The sequence below is a fragment of the Paracoccus versutus genome, assembly GCF_029909795.1.
GTDB lineage: Bacteria > Pseudomonadota > Alphaproteobacteria > Rhodobacterales > Rhodobacteraceae > Paracoccus > Paracoccus versutus.
The window spans coordinates 852,451-866,499 of sequence record NZ_CP038196.1 but is presented as its reverse complement, the minus strand read 5'-3'; the positions used below and the strand labels follow the sequence as shown (position 1 = coordinate 866,499).

The 14,049-nt window shown below is 67.4% G+C and carries 11 protein-coding genes, 1 other RNA gene and 1 pseudogene; 3 read left to right on the top strand and 10 right to left on the bottom strand.

Annotated features, from left to right (window positions below; all coding sequences use genetic code 11):
- The first annotated feature begins 57 nt into the window (after positions 1–57).
- Positions 58–825, top strand: coding sequence for a trans-aconitate 2-methyltransferase (tam, locus tag E3U25_RS04225; RefSeq protein WP_116221112.1), 768 nt, complete (start codon positions 58–60; stop codon positions 823–825).
- 84 nt (positions 826–909) lie between these two features.
- Here the strand turns inward: tam and rpmG are convergent, their stop codons facing one another.
- From rpmG to E3U25_RS04185, 8 genes and pseudogenes are all read right to left on the bottom strand, one after another.
- Positions 910–1,077 (bottom strand): 50S ribosomal protein L33, encoded by a 168-nt coding sequence (gene rpmG / locus E3U25_RS04220; RefSeq protein WP_036638206.1) that lies wholly within the window; start codon positions 1,075–1,077, stop codon positions 910–912.
- A 199-nt stretch (positions 1,078–1,276) separates the two neighbouring features.
- Positions 1,277–1,646, bottom strand: an RNA gene (rnpB, locus tag E3U25_RS04215) — RNase P RNA component class A.
- Positions 1,647–1,850: 204 nt separating this feature from the next.
- A complete protein-coding gene (locus E3U25_RS04210; RefSeq protein WP_116221113.1) occupies positions 1,851–4,241 on the bottom strand; it encodes an ATP-dependent helicase in 2,391 nt (796 codons plus the stop codon).
- Between the two features lie 55 nt (positions 4,242–4,296).
- Positions 4,297–4,578: a hypothetical protein gene (locus E3U25_RS04205; protein WP_116221114.1), complete on the bottom strand. Its 282-nt coding sequence runs from the start codon at positions 4,576–4,578 to the stop codon at positions 4,297–4,299.
- Between the two features lie 20 nt (positions 4,579–4,598).
- Positions 4,599–5,528: pseudogene (gene folE2 / locus E3U25_RS04200) on the bottom strand (GTP cyclohydrolase FolE2); the annotation flags it as partial.
- A gap of 118 nt (positions 5,529–5,646) precedes the next feature.
- Complete coding sequence (gene metZ / locus E3U25_RS04195) at positions 5,647–6,843, bottom strand: O-succinylhomoserine sulfhydrylase (protein ID WP_116221116.1); 1,197 nt, start codon at positions 6,841–6,843, stop codon at positions 5,647–5,649.
- Between the two features lie 69 nt (positions 6,844–6,912).
- Positions 6,913–7,518: an inner membrane-spanning protein YciB gene (locus E3U25_RS04190; protein WP_036756925.1), complete on the bottom strand. Its 606-nt coding sequence runs from the start codon at positions 7,516–7,518 to the stop codon at positions 6,913–6,915.
- 93 nt (positions 7,519–7,611) lie between these two features.
- On the bottom strand, positions 7,612–8,730 hold the full coding sequence (locus E3U25_RS04185; RefSeq protein WP_116221706.1) for a DUF1223 domain-containing protein: 1,119 nt from the start codon (positions 8,728–8,730) through the stop codon (positions 7,612–7,614).
- A gap of 258 nt (positions 8,731–8,988) precedes the next feature.
- Between E3U25_RS04185 and acnA the strand changes: the two genes are divergently transcribed.
- Positions 8,989–11,748, top strand: coding sequence for an aconitate hydratase AcnA (gene acnA, locus E3U25_RS04180; RefSeq protein ID WP_116221117.1), 2,760 nt, complete (start codon positions 8,989–8,991; stop codon positions 11,746–11,748).
- Positions 11,749–11,934: 186 nt separating this feature from the next.
- Here acnA and E3U25_RS04175 read toward each other — a convergent pair whose 3' ends face one another.
- A complete protein-coding gene (locus E3U25_RS04175) occupies positions 11,935–12,711 on the bottom strand; it encodes a hypothetical protein (protein ID WP_281029273.1) in 777 nt (258 codons plus the stop codon).
- A gap of 78 nt (positions 12,712–12,789) precedes the next feature.
- Positions 12,790–13,410, bottom strand: coding sequence for a 30S ribosomal protein S4 (rpsD, locus tag E3U25_RS04170; protein WP_036756914.1), 621 nt, complete (start codon positions 13,408–13,410; stop codon positions 12,790–12,792).
- A 196-nt stretch (positions 13,411–13,606) separates the two neighbouring features.
- Here rpsD and E3U25_RS04165 point away from each other — a divergent pair, with 196 nt between their 5' ends.
- Complete coding sequence (locus E3U25_RS04165) at positions 13,607–13,978, top strand: HesB/IscA family protein (RefSeq protein ID WP_036756906.1); 372 nt, start codon at positions 13,607–13,609, stop codon at positions 13,976–13,978.
- The last annotated feature ends 71 nt before the right edge of the window (positions 13,979–14,049 follow it).

Genomic DNA, 14,049 nt, shown 5'->3' with positions numbered 1-14,049 from the left:
GTTTCCGCCGCGGCCCATCCGCTAGGCTGCGGACGAATCGGGGGCGGAGGAAACGCCGTGCAATGGTCGGCCGCACAATATGCAAAATTCCTGGGCGACCGCACCCGCCCGGCGCGCGACCTGCTGGCGGCGGTGCCGCTGGAGACGCCGGGCCTGGTGGCGGACATCGGCTGCGGGCCGGGCAATTCCACCGCGCTGCTGGCCGAGCGTTTTCCCGGCGCGCAGATCGTCGGCCTTGATCCCGACGCCGACATGATCCGCACCGCCCAGGCCGCCCTGCCCGGCTGCCGCTTCGTGCAGGGGGATGTCGAAAGCTGGCGTCCCGAGGCACCGCCCGAGCTGATCTTTGCCAATGCCTCGCTGCAATGGGTGCCCGATCACCGGGCGCTGCTGCCGCATCTGGTCGGGCTGCTGCGCCCCGGCGGCGTGCTGGCGGTGCAGATGCCCGACAATCTGGACGAGCCGAGCCATGTGGCCATGCGCCGCGCCGCCGGCGATCCGCGCTGGTCGGCCCGGCTGGCCGGGGCGGCGGGGCAACGCCGGCCGCTGCTGTCGCCGGCAGAACTGCATGCCCTGCTGCGCCCGTCCTGCGCCCGCGTCGATGTCTGGCGCACGGTCTATCATGTCGAGCTGGACGGGCTGGAAGGGATCGTGGAATGGTTCCTCGGCTCGGCGCTGCGACCCTATCTGGACCGGCTGGACAAGGCCGAGCGGCCCGAGTTCCTTGCCGCCTATCGCCGCGGGATCGCGCCCCATTACCCCGAAGCCGCGGGCCGGGTGCTGCTGCCCTTTCCGCGCAGCTTCCTGGTCGCCACGGCCGCCTGAGGGGCTGGCGGAGCGGCGGCCCAAAGGAAAAGCCGCGCCCGTTGCGGGGCGCGGCCTTGCATGGTCCCGTCGAAGGGGCAGATCCTACTTGATCTTGCCTTCCTTGTATTCGACATGCTTGCGCGCAACCGGGTCGTATTTGTTGACCGTCATCTTTTCGGTCATCGTGCGGGCGTTCTTCTTGGTGACATAGAAATGCCCGGTCCCGGCCGTCGAGTTCAGACGGATCTTGATCGTCGTCGGCTTCGCCATCTCTTTCGCTCCTGCTGCGGGGCAAAATGCGTCTCGCCAACCCCGTGGAATTCTCTTGAAGCCCGCCTTTTAGCGGCAGAACGGGCGAAGTCAACCGGGAATCGGCCGGAAATCGACAGCCTTGCGGCGAAAATCGACCGCCCCCGAACCGTGCCCGCCAAAGGCCCGCGGGCCGCTTGCCGGAGCGATCAGGAAAGATTTGCGCGGATGGCCTGTAAGCCGGATTTTGTTCCGGGGTCGCCCCCTTCGATGACCATTCCTCTGGCCCCGCCATTGCTGACGGGGTCTAGCTGCCAACCCGGACCTGCTGGGGCGAAGGCGGCCCTGTCTTGCGACGCGCGGTCCCTATTCGGCATTGCTCCCGGTGGGGCTTGCCGTGCCGGGACTGTTGCCAGCCCCGCGGTGGGCTCTTACCCCACCGTTTCACCCTTGCCTGCGGCGTGCCGCCGGCGGTCTCATCTCTGTGGCGCTTTCCCTGGGGTTGCCCCCGCCGGGCGTTACCCGGCACCGTGCCTTCATGGAGTCCGGACTTTCCTCGACGTTGCCGCCGCGGTCATCCGGCCATCCGCGCAAGGCTCAGATAGGGCGCGGCGCCTTCGGGGTCAAGCGCCGCGCCGGTTGCGCCGCCGGATGAGTATTTGAAGAACGAAGAAGACGGCTGCGGCGGTGCAACCGCGCGGGATGGCCGGAGGCGCGGTTGTAGAGGATCCGCCGGTTCAGCGGGTGCAATCGGGGGGCGCGGCCGGGATGGCGGGGTGCGCGGCGCAGGCGCTTCAGAACGGCACGTCGTCCAGCGCGCCGCCGCCGGACGAGGGCTGCACGTAGCCCGCCTTCACCGTCTTGAAGCCGGTGGGGAACTGGATGGTCAGCGTGTCCTCGGCGATGCCCATGATGGTGCCATTGCCGAATTTCTGGTGGAATACCCGGTCGCCGACCGAAAACCGCGCCGCCGGCTCGGCGTCGATGACGACCGGGGTGCGATGCACGGGCTGGGCCCGCTGGGCGGAGCGTTCCTGCATCCGCTTCCAGCCCGGCGAGTTGTAGACATCGGCCCGCGCCGCGCGTTCGTGCATCACCGATTGCGCAAAGGGCTGGGCCGCCGCGCCATAGCCGCCGCCATAGAGGCCCGGCGGCGTCAGCACCTCGACATGATCCTCGGGCAGTTCGTCGATGAAGCGCGAGGGCAGGCTGGACTGCCATTGCCCATACATGCGGCGGTTGCCGGCAAAGCTGATCGTCACCAGCTCCTCGCCGCGGGTGATGCCGACATAGGCCAGGCGCCGTTCCTCCTCGAGCCCCTTCATGCCGCTTTCGTCCATGCTGCGCTGGCTGGGGAACAGCCCGTCCTCCCACCCCGGCAGGAAGACGATGGGATATTCCAGCCCCTTGGCGGCGTGAAGGGTCATGATACTGACCTCCTCGGACTGCTCGCCCTTGTCATTGTCCATGACCAGCGCGACATGTTCCAGGAAGCCCTGAAGGTTTTCGAATTCCTCCAGCGCCTTGACCAGTTCCTTGAGGTTGTCGAGCCGGCCCGGCGCGTCGGGGTTCTTGTCGTTCTGCCACATGGCGGTATAGCCGGATTCGTCCAGGATGCGCTCGGCCAGCTCGACATGGTTCACGCGGCTGTCCAGCGCATCGGCGTGCCAGCGGCCCATCGCCTCGGTGAACTGGCGCAGCGCCCCCGCGCCCTTGCCGCCAATCGCGCCGGTGGCGACGGCCGAGGCCGCGCCCTCCAAGAGCGACAGCCCGCGTTCGCGCGCCTCGACCTGGATCTTCTGCACCGCCTTGTCGCCCAGCCCGCGCTTGGGGACGTTCACGATGCGCTCGAAGGCCAGGTCGTCGGTGGGGCTGACCGCCAGGCGGAAATAGGCCATGGCGTCGCGGATTTCCTGCCGCTCGTAGAAGCGCGGGCCGCCGATCACCCGATAGGGCAGGCCGATGGTCATGAAGCGGTCCTCGAAGGCCCGCATCTGGTGGCTGGCCCGCACCAGGATGGCGATGTCGTTCAGGCTGCGCCGGCCGACGCTGTGGCGATGGCCGCCGTGGAAGGCCTCGATCTCCTCGCCGATCCAGCGCGCCTCGGCCTCGCTGTCCCAATGGCCGATCAGGCGGACGCGCTCGCCCTCTTCGGCCTCGGTCCAGAGCGTCTTGCCCAAGCGCCCCTTGTTCGCCGCGATCAGCCCCGAGGCGGCGGCGAGGATATGCGGGGTCGAGCGATAGTTCTGTTCCAGCCGGATCACCTGGGCGCCGGGGAAATCGCTTTCGAAGCGCAGGATGTTGCCGACCTCGGCGCCGCGCCAGCCATAGATCGACTGGTCGTCGTCGCCGACGCAGCAGATGTTGCGATGCGCCTGCGCCAAGAGCCGCAGCCACATGTATTGCGCGGTGTTGGTGTCCTGGTATTCGTCCACCAAGATATAGCGGAAGCGGTCCTGCCAGCCGCGCAGCACGTCGGGATGCGCCTGGAACAGGTTCACGCAATGCATCAACAGGTCGCCGAAATCGACCGCGTTCAGCTCCAGCAGCCGGCGCTGATAGGCGGCGTAAAGCCGGCCGCCGCGGCCGTCGAAGGCGCGTTCCTCGCCCTGGGGCAGCTTGGCGGGGGACAGGCAGCGGTTCTTCCAGCCGTCGATCAGATGCGCGAGCTGGCGCGCCGGCCAGCGTTTTTCGTCGATATTCTCGGCCTGGATCAGCTGCTTGAGCAGCCGGACCTGGTCGTCGGTGTCCAGGATGGTGAAGCTGGGCTTCAGGTGCAGCGCGCCATCGCCGATCAGTTCCGCGTGGCGGCGCAGGATCTTGACGCTGATCGAATGGAAGGTGCCGAGCCAGGGCATGCCCTCGACCATCTCGCCCAGAAGACGACCGATGCGGTTCTTCATCTCGCGCGCGGCCTTGTTGGTGAAGGTCACGGCCAGGATCTGCCCCGGACGCGCGCGACCAAGGTTCAGCAGATGCGCGATGCGGGTGGTCAGGGCGCGGGTCTTGCCGGTGCCGGCGCCGGCCAGCAGCAGCACGGGGCCGTCCAGCGCCTCGACCGCGGCGCGCTGCGCCGGGTTCAGCCCGTCCAGATAGGGCGCGGGCCGCACGCCCATGGCACGCTGGGAAAGCGGAACCGGGGCGGCTGCGGCCTCGAAGGCGTCCGAGTCGTCGAAATTGCTCATGCCCGCACCATAGCCCCGCAGCCGCGCTCGGGAAAGCCCGTCGTTCTCATTTCGTTCACAGGCCGCCTACCGCGGCGGTGAGTCCCCAGAAAACCAGAAAGGCCAGGGCGAGAAAAACCGCACCGACCGCGTAGCACCGGATGCGTTCGCGGCGGTTGCGCGGGTGGTACCAGTCCAGAAACCCGTGGCCGTCGAACAGCGGATTGGCATGGAGCATCCCGAACGCGAGGGGACCGGACGCCCGCCCCTCGGCCAGCCGTCGCCGGTGCCATTCAGGATAGCGATGGCCCAGACAAAGCCAGATTGCCGCCAGCCGGGCCGTCAGGAGACAGGCCATTCCGCTGGACAACCACAGCATTACGCCCTGAGGCCGGCGAAGATCGCAGGGTCCAGGCTGGCATGGGCGAAGGTCTCGCCCCGGGTCAGCACCGAGACCGCGTCATGGGAATGCAGCGATTCCTGGTGGCTGGCGACGACGCGGAAATCGCCGATGCGCGGCTCGGCCATCAGCTCGGCGGCAAAGGCGCGCACCGCATCCTCGACGAAGATCGGGTTGGCGGCGTTCAGCTCGGCAAAGGCCTGCTCGTCCTCGCGCTTGACCATGACCTGGGTTTCGGTGGCGACGGCGCGGCGGCACAGCGCCACCATGTCCTCGAACCACAGCGTATCGCCCTGCATCACCGCCGAGATGCGCGCCACCGACCGCTGCGAATGCGGCGTCGCCAGCTGGCCGCGCATCTGGCGCGCATGTTCGCTGAGTTCCAGCGAGCAGGGGCAGGTCGAGGAATACACGTAGTCGAAATGCATGATCCGCAGCCGCTGCCCGGCCCGTTCGGCCAGTTCCAGCGCGATGTCGTAATATTGCCAGCCCGACAGGCCCGAGCGCAGCGATTCGACCCGCATCGGATAGCTGAGCCGCATCATGATGCGGGCGTCGAAACTGCCCAGGTCGGATTTGTAATCCTCCAGCGCCGCCTCGAGCACGCCCATCGAGAACTGCTTTTCCGCATGGGCGTAGAACGAGCGCATGATGCGGCTCATGTTGATGCCCTTGCGGTCGGCTTCCAGGCTGACGGTGCCGGTGACGCTGGTTTCCAGCGCGATCTCGCCGCCCTCTTGCGTCAGGTAGCGGATCGGCAGGCGGAAGTTCGAGATGCCGACATGCTGGATCGGCGCGCGGGCGCCGACGATCAGGCTGGCCGGGCCGTTCTGCAGGTCCGGCAGGCTGGCCTTGTAGCTGTCGTCCACGCGGAAATCGGCCGGGTATTCGCGGCTCAGCGCCGGATAGGCGCGCTCGGTGGCGACGGGACGGGCGTCGGTCATGGTCGTCTCCCTGTCAGGACGGCTCCTATCTGGGGGCTCGGTGCCGGAAAAGAAAGGGGTCTCCGGCACTTCCGCGCGATGCTCAGCCCAGCGACCGGCGGATGTCGGCGATCAGGTCGCCGGCATCCTCCAGCCCGATCGACAGGCGCAGCAGGCCGGGCGTGATGCCAAGCGCAAGGCGCGTCTCTTCGGGCAGGCGCTGATGCGTGGTGGTCGAGGGGTGGGTGACGATGGATTTCGCATCGCCCAGGTTGTTCGAGATCTGGAAGATGCGCATCCGGTTCATCGCCGCGAAGGCCGCCTCCTTGGAGCCGAGGTCGAGGGCGACCATGGTGCCGCCCGCGCCCATCTGCCGCATGACCAGGTCGTGCTGCGGATGCTCGGGCAGGCCCGGATAGATCACGCGGGCGATCCCGGCCTGGTCCTTCATCGCGGCGGCAAGCTGCAGGGCGCTGTCGGTCTGGGCGCGCACGCGCAGCTCCATCGTGGCCAGCCCGTTCAGCATCAGCCAGGCGTTGAAGGGGCTGATCGCGCCGCCGGTGTGTTTCAGATAGGGCTCGGCCACCTCGCGCACGAAGGCCCGCGTGCCGCAGATCACCCCGCCCAGGCAGCGGCCCGAGCCGTCGATATGCTTGGTCGCGGAATAGACCACCACGTCGGCGCCCTGCCGGGCGGCGCGGGAATAGACCGGGGTGGCAAAGACATTGTCCACCACCACCAGCGCGCCGACCGCATGGGCCAGTTCCGCGACGGCGGCGATGTCCACCACCTCGAGCGTGGGGTTCGACACCGATTCGAAGAACACCGCCCGCGTGTCGGGCCGCAGCGCCGCGCGCCATTGGTCGATGTCGGTGCCGTCGACATAGGACACCTCGACCCCGAACCGGGCCAGCAGGTCCAGCACGTAGAGGCAGGAACCGAACAGCGCCCGCGACGAGACGATGTGATCGCCGGGCTTGAGAAAGCACATCAGCGCGCCGTTGACCGCCGCCATGCCGCTGGCGGTGGCAAAGGCGTCCTCGGTGCCCTCGAGGTCGGCGATCCGGTCCTCGAACATGCGCGAGGTCGGGTTGCCGTAGCGGGCATAGATGAACTCGTCCGGGCCGGCCCCCAGAAAGCGCGCCTCGGCCTGTTCGGCGCTGTCATAGGAAAAGCCCTGGGTCATGAACAGCGCCTCGGCCATCTCGCCATACTGGCTGCGGCGGATGCCGTGATGGACCGCGCGGGTGCGCGGATGCAGAGGCTGGTTCGGCTCCTGGGACTTCGACTCCGGGGACATGGCTCGCTCCTGATGCTCAGGGATTCGGGTTAAACCCGCCCGGCCAGCCATGCAAGGGTGCAGCCGGCGCTATTCGCCGTCGCGGGGCTGGGCGTGGCGCTCGAACAGGCGGGCGTTGGCGACGAAGAAGACCACCATGATCGCCGGCAGGCCGAAGGTCTTGAAGTTCACCCAGGCGGTTTCCGACATCAGCCGCCAGACCGCCTCGTTCGCCGCGGCAAGGGTCAGGAACAGCAGCGCCATGCGCAGGGTCAGGATGCGCCAGCCCTCGGCGTTCATCGGCAGCGCCTCGGACAGGACCAGCTCCAGCCAGTTGCGGCGCAGGACCAGGCTGGCGCCCAGAAGGCCCGCAAAGATCAGGTAGATGATCGTCGGCTTCATCTTGAAGAATTTCGGGTCGTTGAGCCAGACCGACAACCCGCCGAAGACCACGACCAGCACCAGCGTCGCGATCTGCATCGGCGACAGCCTGCCCGTCAGCCGCCACAGCGCCAGCGTGCTGAGCGCCAGCACCGGCACGAAGACCAGCGTGGCCAGGATGAAGCCGGAATAGTCCCGCCCCGCCAGGCTGACGGTCTGGTCGCGAAAGCGCATGAAGACCAGGAAGAACAGGATCAGCGGGCCGAATTCCAATGCGGCCTTGAGCCAGGGGGCGATCTTGCGCGATTCGGTCAAGGGAGGCTCCTGTCTGGGATGGTCGTCTGCGGCACGGGCCGGGTTTTGCCCCGGAGCCTGCGCCGGCGCAAGCCGGGGCGGCGCAGGCGCGGTTCAGTCCAGCCGGATCGCGGCCAGGATCGGCCCGCTGGCCGAGCGCGGGTCGCCCCGCCCCAGTTCCTGCGCCAGGATGGCATGTCGGGTATCGGCCGGGAAATCGGCGCTGTTCTGGCTGTCGCGGCGGACGGTCATGCGCAGCGGCGTGCGGCCGTCCCATTCGGCGATGCGCTCGGCCGCCAGCACCACGTTGCGGTATTCCAGCGCGATGCCGCGGTTCTCGCCGGCCTTGATCGCCACCCGCCGCTGCGGCGCATAGCGCACCAGGATGATCGCCACCCGGTCGGCGATGGCGCCGCGCGGCGTCAACTCGATGCGAAAGCCGTCCTTGCCCTGGCTGGACGAGACCATGACCGGCGCAGGCCGCGCCATCTGGGTCTGCAGCAGGCCCATCAGCTCGGCCGGGCGCAGCGCGATCAGCGTATCGGTGCCGCCGACGACGATCTGCGGCGTATAGATCGCGCGCTCGCCGGCCTGGTGGGCATAGACCTGCTGGCGGCGGGTGAATTCGGGGCGGGCGAATTCATCGGCCCAGCCCAGATAGTCCCAGTAATCGACATGCCAGGACAGCGCCAGGACATCCTCGCGGTCGGCCAGGTCGGCCAGCAGCTCGTCCGCCGGCGGGCAGGACGAGCAGCCCTGCGAGGTGAAAAGCTCGACCACCACCGGCGGGTGGCCGATGGGGCCCATCATGCCGGCGCGCGGCTGCACCTCGGCAAAGGAAACCATGGCCGAGGCGGCCAGCGCGCCGGGGTCGATGACCGGCGGCATGCCCTCGGCGGGAACGCCCGGCGCGCCCTCGGGCGCCTCGATCAGGCCGATGATGCCGTCGTCCTCATCCTCGGACAGGGCGGATTCGGACATGGCGGCGGGCGGGGCCAGGGGCGCGAAGGCGGCTCCATCGCCGCCGGTCCCGGAGGATGGCCCCTGGGGCGATTGCGGCGCCGCGGCAGCGGCCGGCGCGGGATCGGGGGCGGCCGCCCCGCCTGCGTCCTGCGCCAGGGCGGGCGCGGCAAATCCGCCCAGCAGCACCCACAGGGCGCAGGCCAGCCCCGGCAGGATCGCCGCCTTCCGCCCCTGTCCCCAAGCCGTCGTCTTGATGCGCCTTGCCGTCATGTCGCCCGTTTTCCCGGCCCCTTCGATCCGCAACAGCTAAACCGCCGCGCCGGGGAACGACAAATCAATGCTTTGTTAGTGCCCCGTTCCCGCAGCGTGACCGTGATGGAAAACCCACATCTTGCCGCCGCAGCGAAAATTTGGCATACAATGGCATACAAAGCCTGTCCCGCCCTCTTGAACCCCATCCCGAAAAGGGGCAAATGGCAGGCAGCACCGCCATTCAGCCACCTTTTTCAAGGATAGGGAGCCGAGTCCATGCCCATCGAAACCGGAACCGATACCGCCAAGACGCGCCGCCAGCTTCAGGTGGGCTCTCGGAGCTATGCCTATTACTCGATCGACGCCGCCACCCAGGCCGGCCTGGGCGATTTCTCGAAGCTGCCGGCCTCGCTCAAGGTGGTGCTGGAAAACCTGCTGCGCTTCGAGGACGGCGGCCGCACGGTCAGCGTCGAGGACATCAGGGCCTTCGCCGAATGGGCGCGGCAAGGCGGCCAGAACCCGCGCGAGATCGCCTATCGCCCGGCCCGCGTGCTGATGCAGGACTTCACCGGCGTCCCGGCGGTGGTGGACCTGGCCGCGATGCGCGACGGCATCAAGGCGCTTGGCGGCGATGCGCAAAAGATCAACCCGCTGAACCCGGTGGACCTGGTCATCGACCACTCGGTGATGATCGACGATTTCGGCAACCCCCGCGCCTTCCAGCGCAACGTCGAGCTGGAATATGAACGCAACCTGGAACGCTACACCTTCCTGAAATGGGGGCAGAAGGCGTTCAACAACTTCCGCGTGGTGCCGCCCGGCACCGGCATCTGCCACCAGGTGAACCTGGAATACCTGGCCCAGACCGTCTGGACCGACACCGATCAGGCGGGCGAGACCGTCGCCTATCCCGACACGCTGGTCGGCACCGACAGCCACACCACCATGGTCAACGGTCTGGCCGTGCTGGGCTGGGGCGTCGGCGGGATCGAGGCCGAGGCGGCGATGCTGGGCCAGCCCGTCTCGATGCTGATCCCCGAGGTCGTGGGCTTCAAGCTGACCGGCAAGATGATGGAAGGCACCACCGCGACCGACCTGGTGCTGAAAGTCGTGGCCATGCTGCGCAAGAAGGGCGTCGTCGGCAAGTTCGTCGAGTTCTACGGCGAGGGGCTCGACCACCTGCCGCTGGCCGACCGCGCCACCATCGCCAACATGGCGCCCGAATACGGCGCGACCTGCGGCTTCTTCCCCATCGACGCCGAGACGCTGCGCTACCTGCGCAACACCGGCCGCGACGAGGACCGCATCGCCCTGGTCGAGGCCTATGCCAAAGAGAACGGCTTCTGGCGCGGCACGGATTACGAGCCGGTCTATACCGACACGCTGCACCTGGACATGAGCGACATCGTCCCCGCGATCTCGGGTCCGAAGCGTCCGCAGGACTATACGCCGCTGAACCTTGCCGCCCGCGCCTTCTACAAGACCGTGGCCGAATATCGCGGCGTGGACATGTCGGCCGCGGCCGAGGAGATGGTCGAGGAAGGCGGCGGCGTGGTCGCCACCTCGGGCACCGACGTGCGCAAGAGCGTGGCGGTCGAGGGCAAGGACTATGCCATCCGCGACGGTTCGGTGGTGATCGCGGCGATCACCTCCTGCACCAACACCTCGAACCCCTATGTGATGATCGGCGCCGGCCTGGTGGCGCGCAAGGCCCGCGCGCTCGGCCTGACCCGCAAGCCCTGGGTCAAGACCTCGCTGGCCCCCGGCTCGCAGGTGGTGGGCGAATACCTGGAGGCCGCCGGCCTGCAGGAAGACCTGGACGCCATCGGCTTCAACCTGGTCGGCTATGGCTGCACCACCTGCATCGGCAACTCGGGGCCGCTGGGCGATGCGGCGATCTCCAAGGCGATCAACGACAACGACCTGGTCGCCACCGCCGTGCTGTCGGGCAACCGCAACTTCGAGGGCCGGATTTCGCCGGACGTGCGCGCGAACTACCTGGCCTCGCCGCCGCTGGTCGTGGCCTATGCCATCGCCGGCGACGTGAACATCAACCTGACCAAGGATCCGATCGGCCAGACGCCCGAGGGCAAGGACGTCTACCTCAAGGACATCTGGCCGACCTCGCAGGAGGTCGCGGAACTGGTCGAGGCCACCGTGACGCGCGAGGCCTTCCAGAAGAAATATGCCGACGTGTTCAAGGGCGACGAGCGCTGGCAGGCGGTCGAGATCACCGACAGCGAGACCTATGACTGGCCGCCGACCTCGACCTATATCCAGAACCCGCCCTATTTCCGCGGCATGTCCAAGAATCCGGGCCAGATCAGCAATATCGACGGCGCCCGCATCCTGGCAATCCTGGGCGACATGATCACCACCGACCACATCTCGCCCGCCGGCTCGTTCAAGCCGACCACCCCGGCCGGCAAATACCTGACCGAGCGCCAGGTCGCGCCCAAGGACTTCAACAGCTACGGCTCGCGCCGCGGCAACCACGAAGTGATGATGCGCGGCACCTTTGCCAACATCCGCATCCGCAACGAGATGCTGGACGGGGTCGAGGGCGGCTATACCCTGGGCCCGGACGGGCAGCAGACCTCGATCTTCGACGCCTCGATGGCCTATCAGGCGCAGGGCACGCCGCTGGTGATCTTCGGCGGGGTCGAATACGGCGCCGGCTCGTCGCGCGACTGGGCGGCCAAGGGCACCAACCTCTTGGGCGTCAAGGCGGTCATCGCCGAAAGCTTCGAGCGCATCCACCGCTCGAACCTGGTCGGCATGGGCGTGATCCCCTTCGAGTTCACCGGCGGCGAGAACCGCAAGACGCTGAACCTCAAGGGCGACGAGGTGATCTCGATCGACGGGCTGGCGGGCGAGTTCAAGCCGCTGTCGCAGGTCGCCTGCACCATCCGCTATGCCGATGGCAGCGAGAAGGTGATCCAGCTCAAGGCCCGCGTCGATACCGAGGTCGAGATCGAATACCTGGAGAATGGCGGCGTGCTGCATTACGTGCTGCGCAACCTGGCGAAAGCCTGATCCAGGGCCATCGGCCAGGAATGCCGGAGGCCAGGAATGACGGGCCGTCCCTTCGGGGGCGGCCTTCGCTTTTCCGGCGCCGTCGCAGGGAGTATTTGAGGAACGAAGAAGCCTGGGCCTGCCGGGATGGCCGGCGGAGTATTTGCAAGACGGTGAAGGCGGATGCCGCGCCCGGCGGCGGCGAGCCTATTCCTCGGTGCAATACCACAGGCTTCCGCCCACGGCGGCCGAACCGATCACCAGCGAACCCACCGCTACCGGCGAGGCCGCCATGCCCATCGCCGCTGCCCCCGCCGCCTCGAGCGTGCCGACCATCTGCCCCGAGGTCGCGGCCAGGATCGTGGCGCCGGGCCGTTGGGTCACCGCATCATAGCCGGCAACCGCCAGCGCATTGGCATTGCGGAAAGTCGCCTGCCGCGCCGTGTTCACCCGTTCGCAAAAGGTCTTGCGGCATAGCGCATTCCCTTTGCGCGGCCCCTTCTGCGCGCCGATATAGGTGTCGTGCTGCTTATCCCAGAGCAGGCAATAGCTGCCGTCGTCCGCCATCTGGTTGCGCCGCAGGATCTCGCGCAGGGTGACGTAGCCGGGACAGGAGATCCGTCCCCAACCGGAGAAATTCTTCTCCAACCGGCCGACATTCGCGCGGAACTCGTCATCGCGGAGATAGTTGATCGCTGTCCGCTCGCCGGCGATCGAGGTCTCGCAGGTCCAGAGCCGCTCGTCCCTGGCCGGATTCTCCTGCGCGCCCGCCGGCGCAGGCAATCCCATCGCCCCGATCAAAGCCACCACCAGCCCGCGCATCGCCTTCCCCATATCTGCCCTGCGTGCCGATTTGCCAGAATGTTTCGTCGCCATGCAAGCCGCTCGCCCCGCGCTTGCCCGATTGTGAACGGCGCGGCGCTGCACCGTTTTCCAAATATTCTGCCGGCCACACCGGCAGGCCCAGGCTTCTTCGTTCTTCAAATACTCCCTGCGACGGCGCCGGAAAAGCGAAGGCCGCCCCCGAAGGGACGGCCCGGCATTCCTGCGATCCTGAAGGGATCAGTTCTTCGCGTAGAATTCGACGACCAGGTTCGGCTCCATCTGCACGGCATAGGGCACGTCGCCCAGGGCCGGGGTGCGCACGAAGCTCGCGGTCATCTTGTTGTGGTCCACTTCCAGGTAGTCCGGCACGTCACGCTCGGCCAGGCCGACCGACTCCAGCACGATAGCCAGCTGGCGCGACCGCTCGCGGATCGAGATCACGTCGCCTTCCTTGACGCGATACGAGGCGATGTTCACGCGCTTGCCGTTCACCTCGACATGGCCATGGTTCACGAACTGGCGGGCGGCGAAGATGGTCGGCACGAATTTCGCGCGATAGACCACCGCGTCCAGGCGGCGCTCCAAGAGGCCGATCAGGTTCTCGCCGGTGTCGCCCTTGACGCGCTCGGCCTCGGCGTAGATGCGGCGGAACTGCTTTTCGGTCAGGTCGCCGTAATAGCCCTTGAGCTTCTGCTTGGCGCGCAGCTGGGTGCCGAAGTCCGACAGCTTGCCCTTGCGGCGCTGGCCGTGCTGGCCGGGGCCGTATTCGCGGCGGTTGAGCGGCGACTTGGCGCGGCCCCAGATGTTCTCGCCCATGCGGCGGTCGATCTTGTACTTGGCAGCGGTGCGTTTGGTCATCGCTGATCTCCTTCTTTATGTTATGTTCTCGAAGGGCGTTGTCCTTTGGCATATTGCCCGACAGGATTCCCCTTGCGGGGTCCACCAACACCAATGAAGCGGCGCTTATAGCCGCCCCGTGCCCGGAGTCAAGCACCCCTTGAGCGGCAGCCTCGATGCTCCTAAATGAGAGACAGCGAACAGAAAAGGGCCCGAGATGTTTTCGATCCCCGGCAAATCCCCCGTGACCATCACCCAGGCGGCCGAGCGGCAGATCGCCCGGCTGATGGCCCAGAAATCCGCCAGCGGGCTGCGCATCGGCCTGAAGAAGGGCGGCTGCGCCGGCATGGAATACACCATGGAGCTGGCCGAGACCGCCGCCCCCGGCGACGAGGTGGTCGAGCAGGGCGCGGCGCGGGTGCTGATCGCCCCTACCGCGCAGATGTTCCTGTTCGGGACCGAGATCGACTATGAATCCGGCCTGCTGGAATCCGGCTTCAAGTTCCGCAACCCCAATGTCACCGACAGCTGCGGCTGCGGCGAATCGGTCAGCTTCACCCCGCTGGAGGGTTCGGCCGCCAAAGCCTGAGCCTTTTTGCCGCAAGTTAGCGCCCACATCGCCCAGCCGTCTTGATCGCGCGAAATCCCCGGCCTAATCCC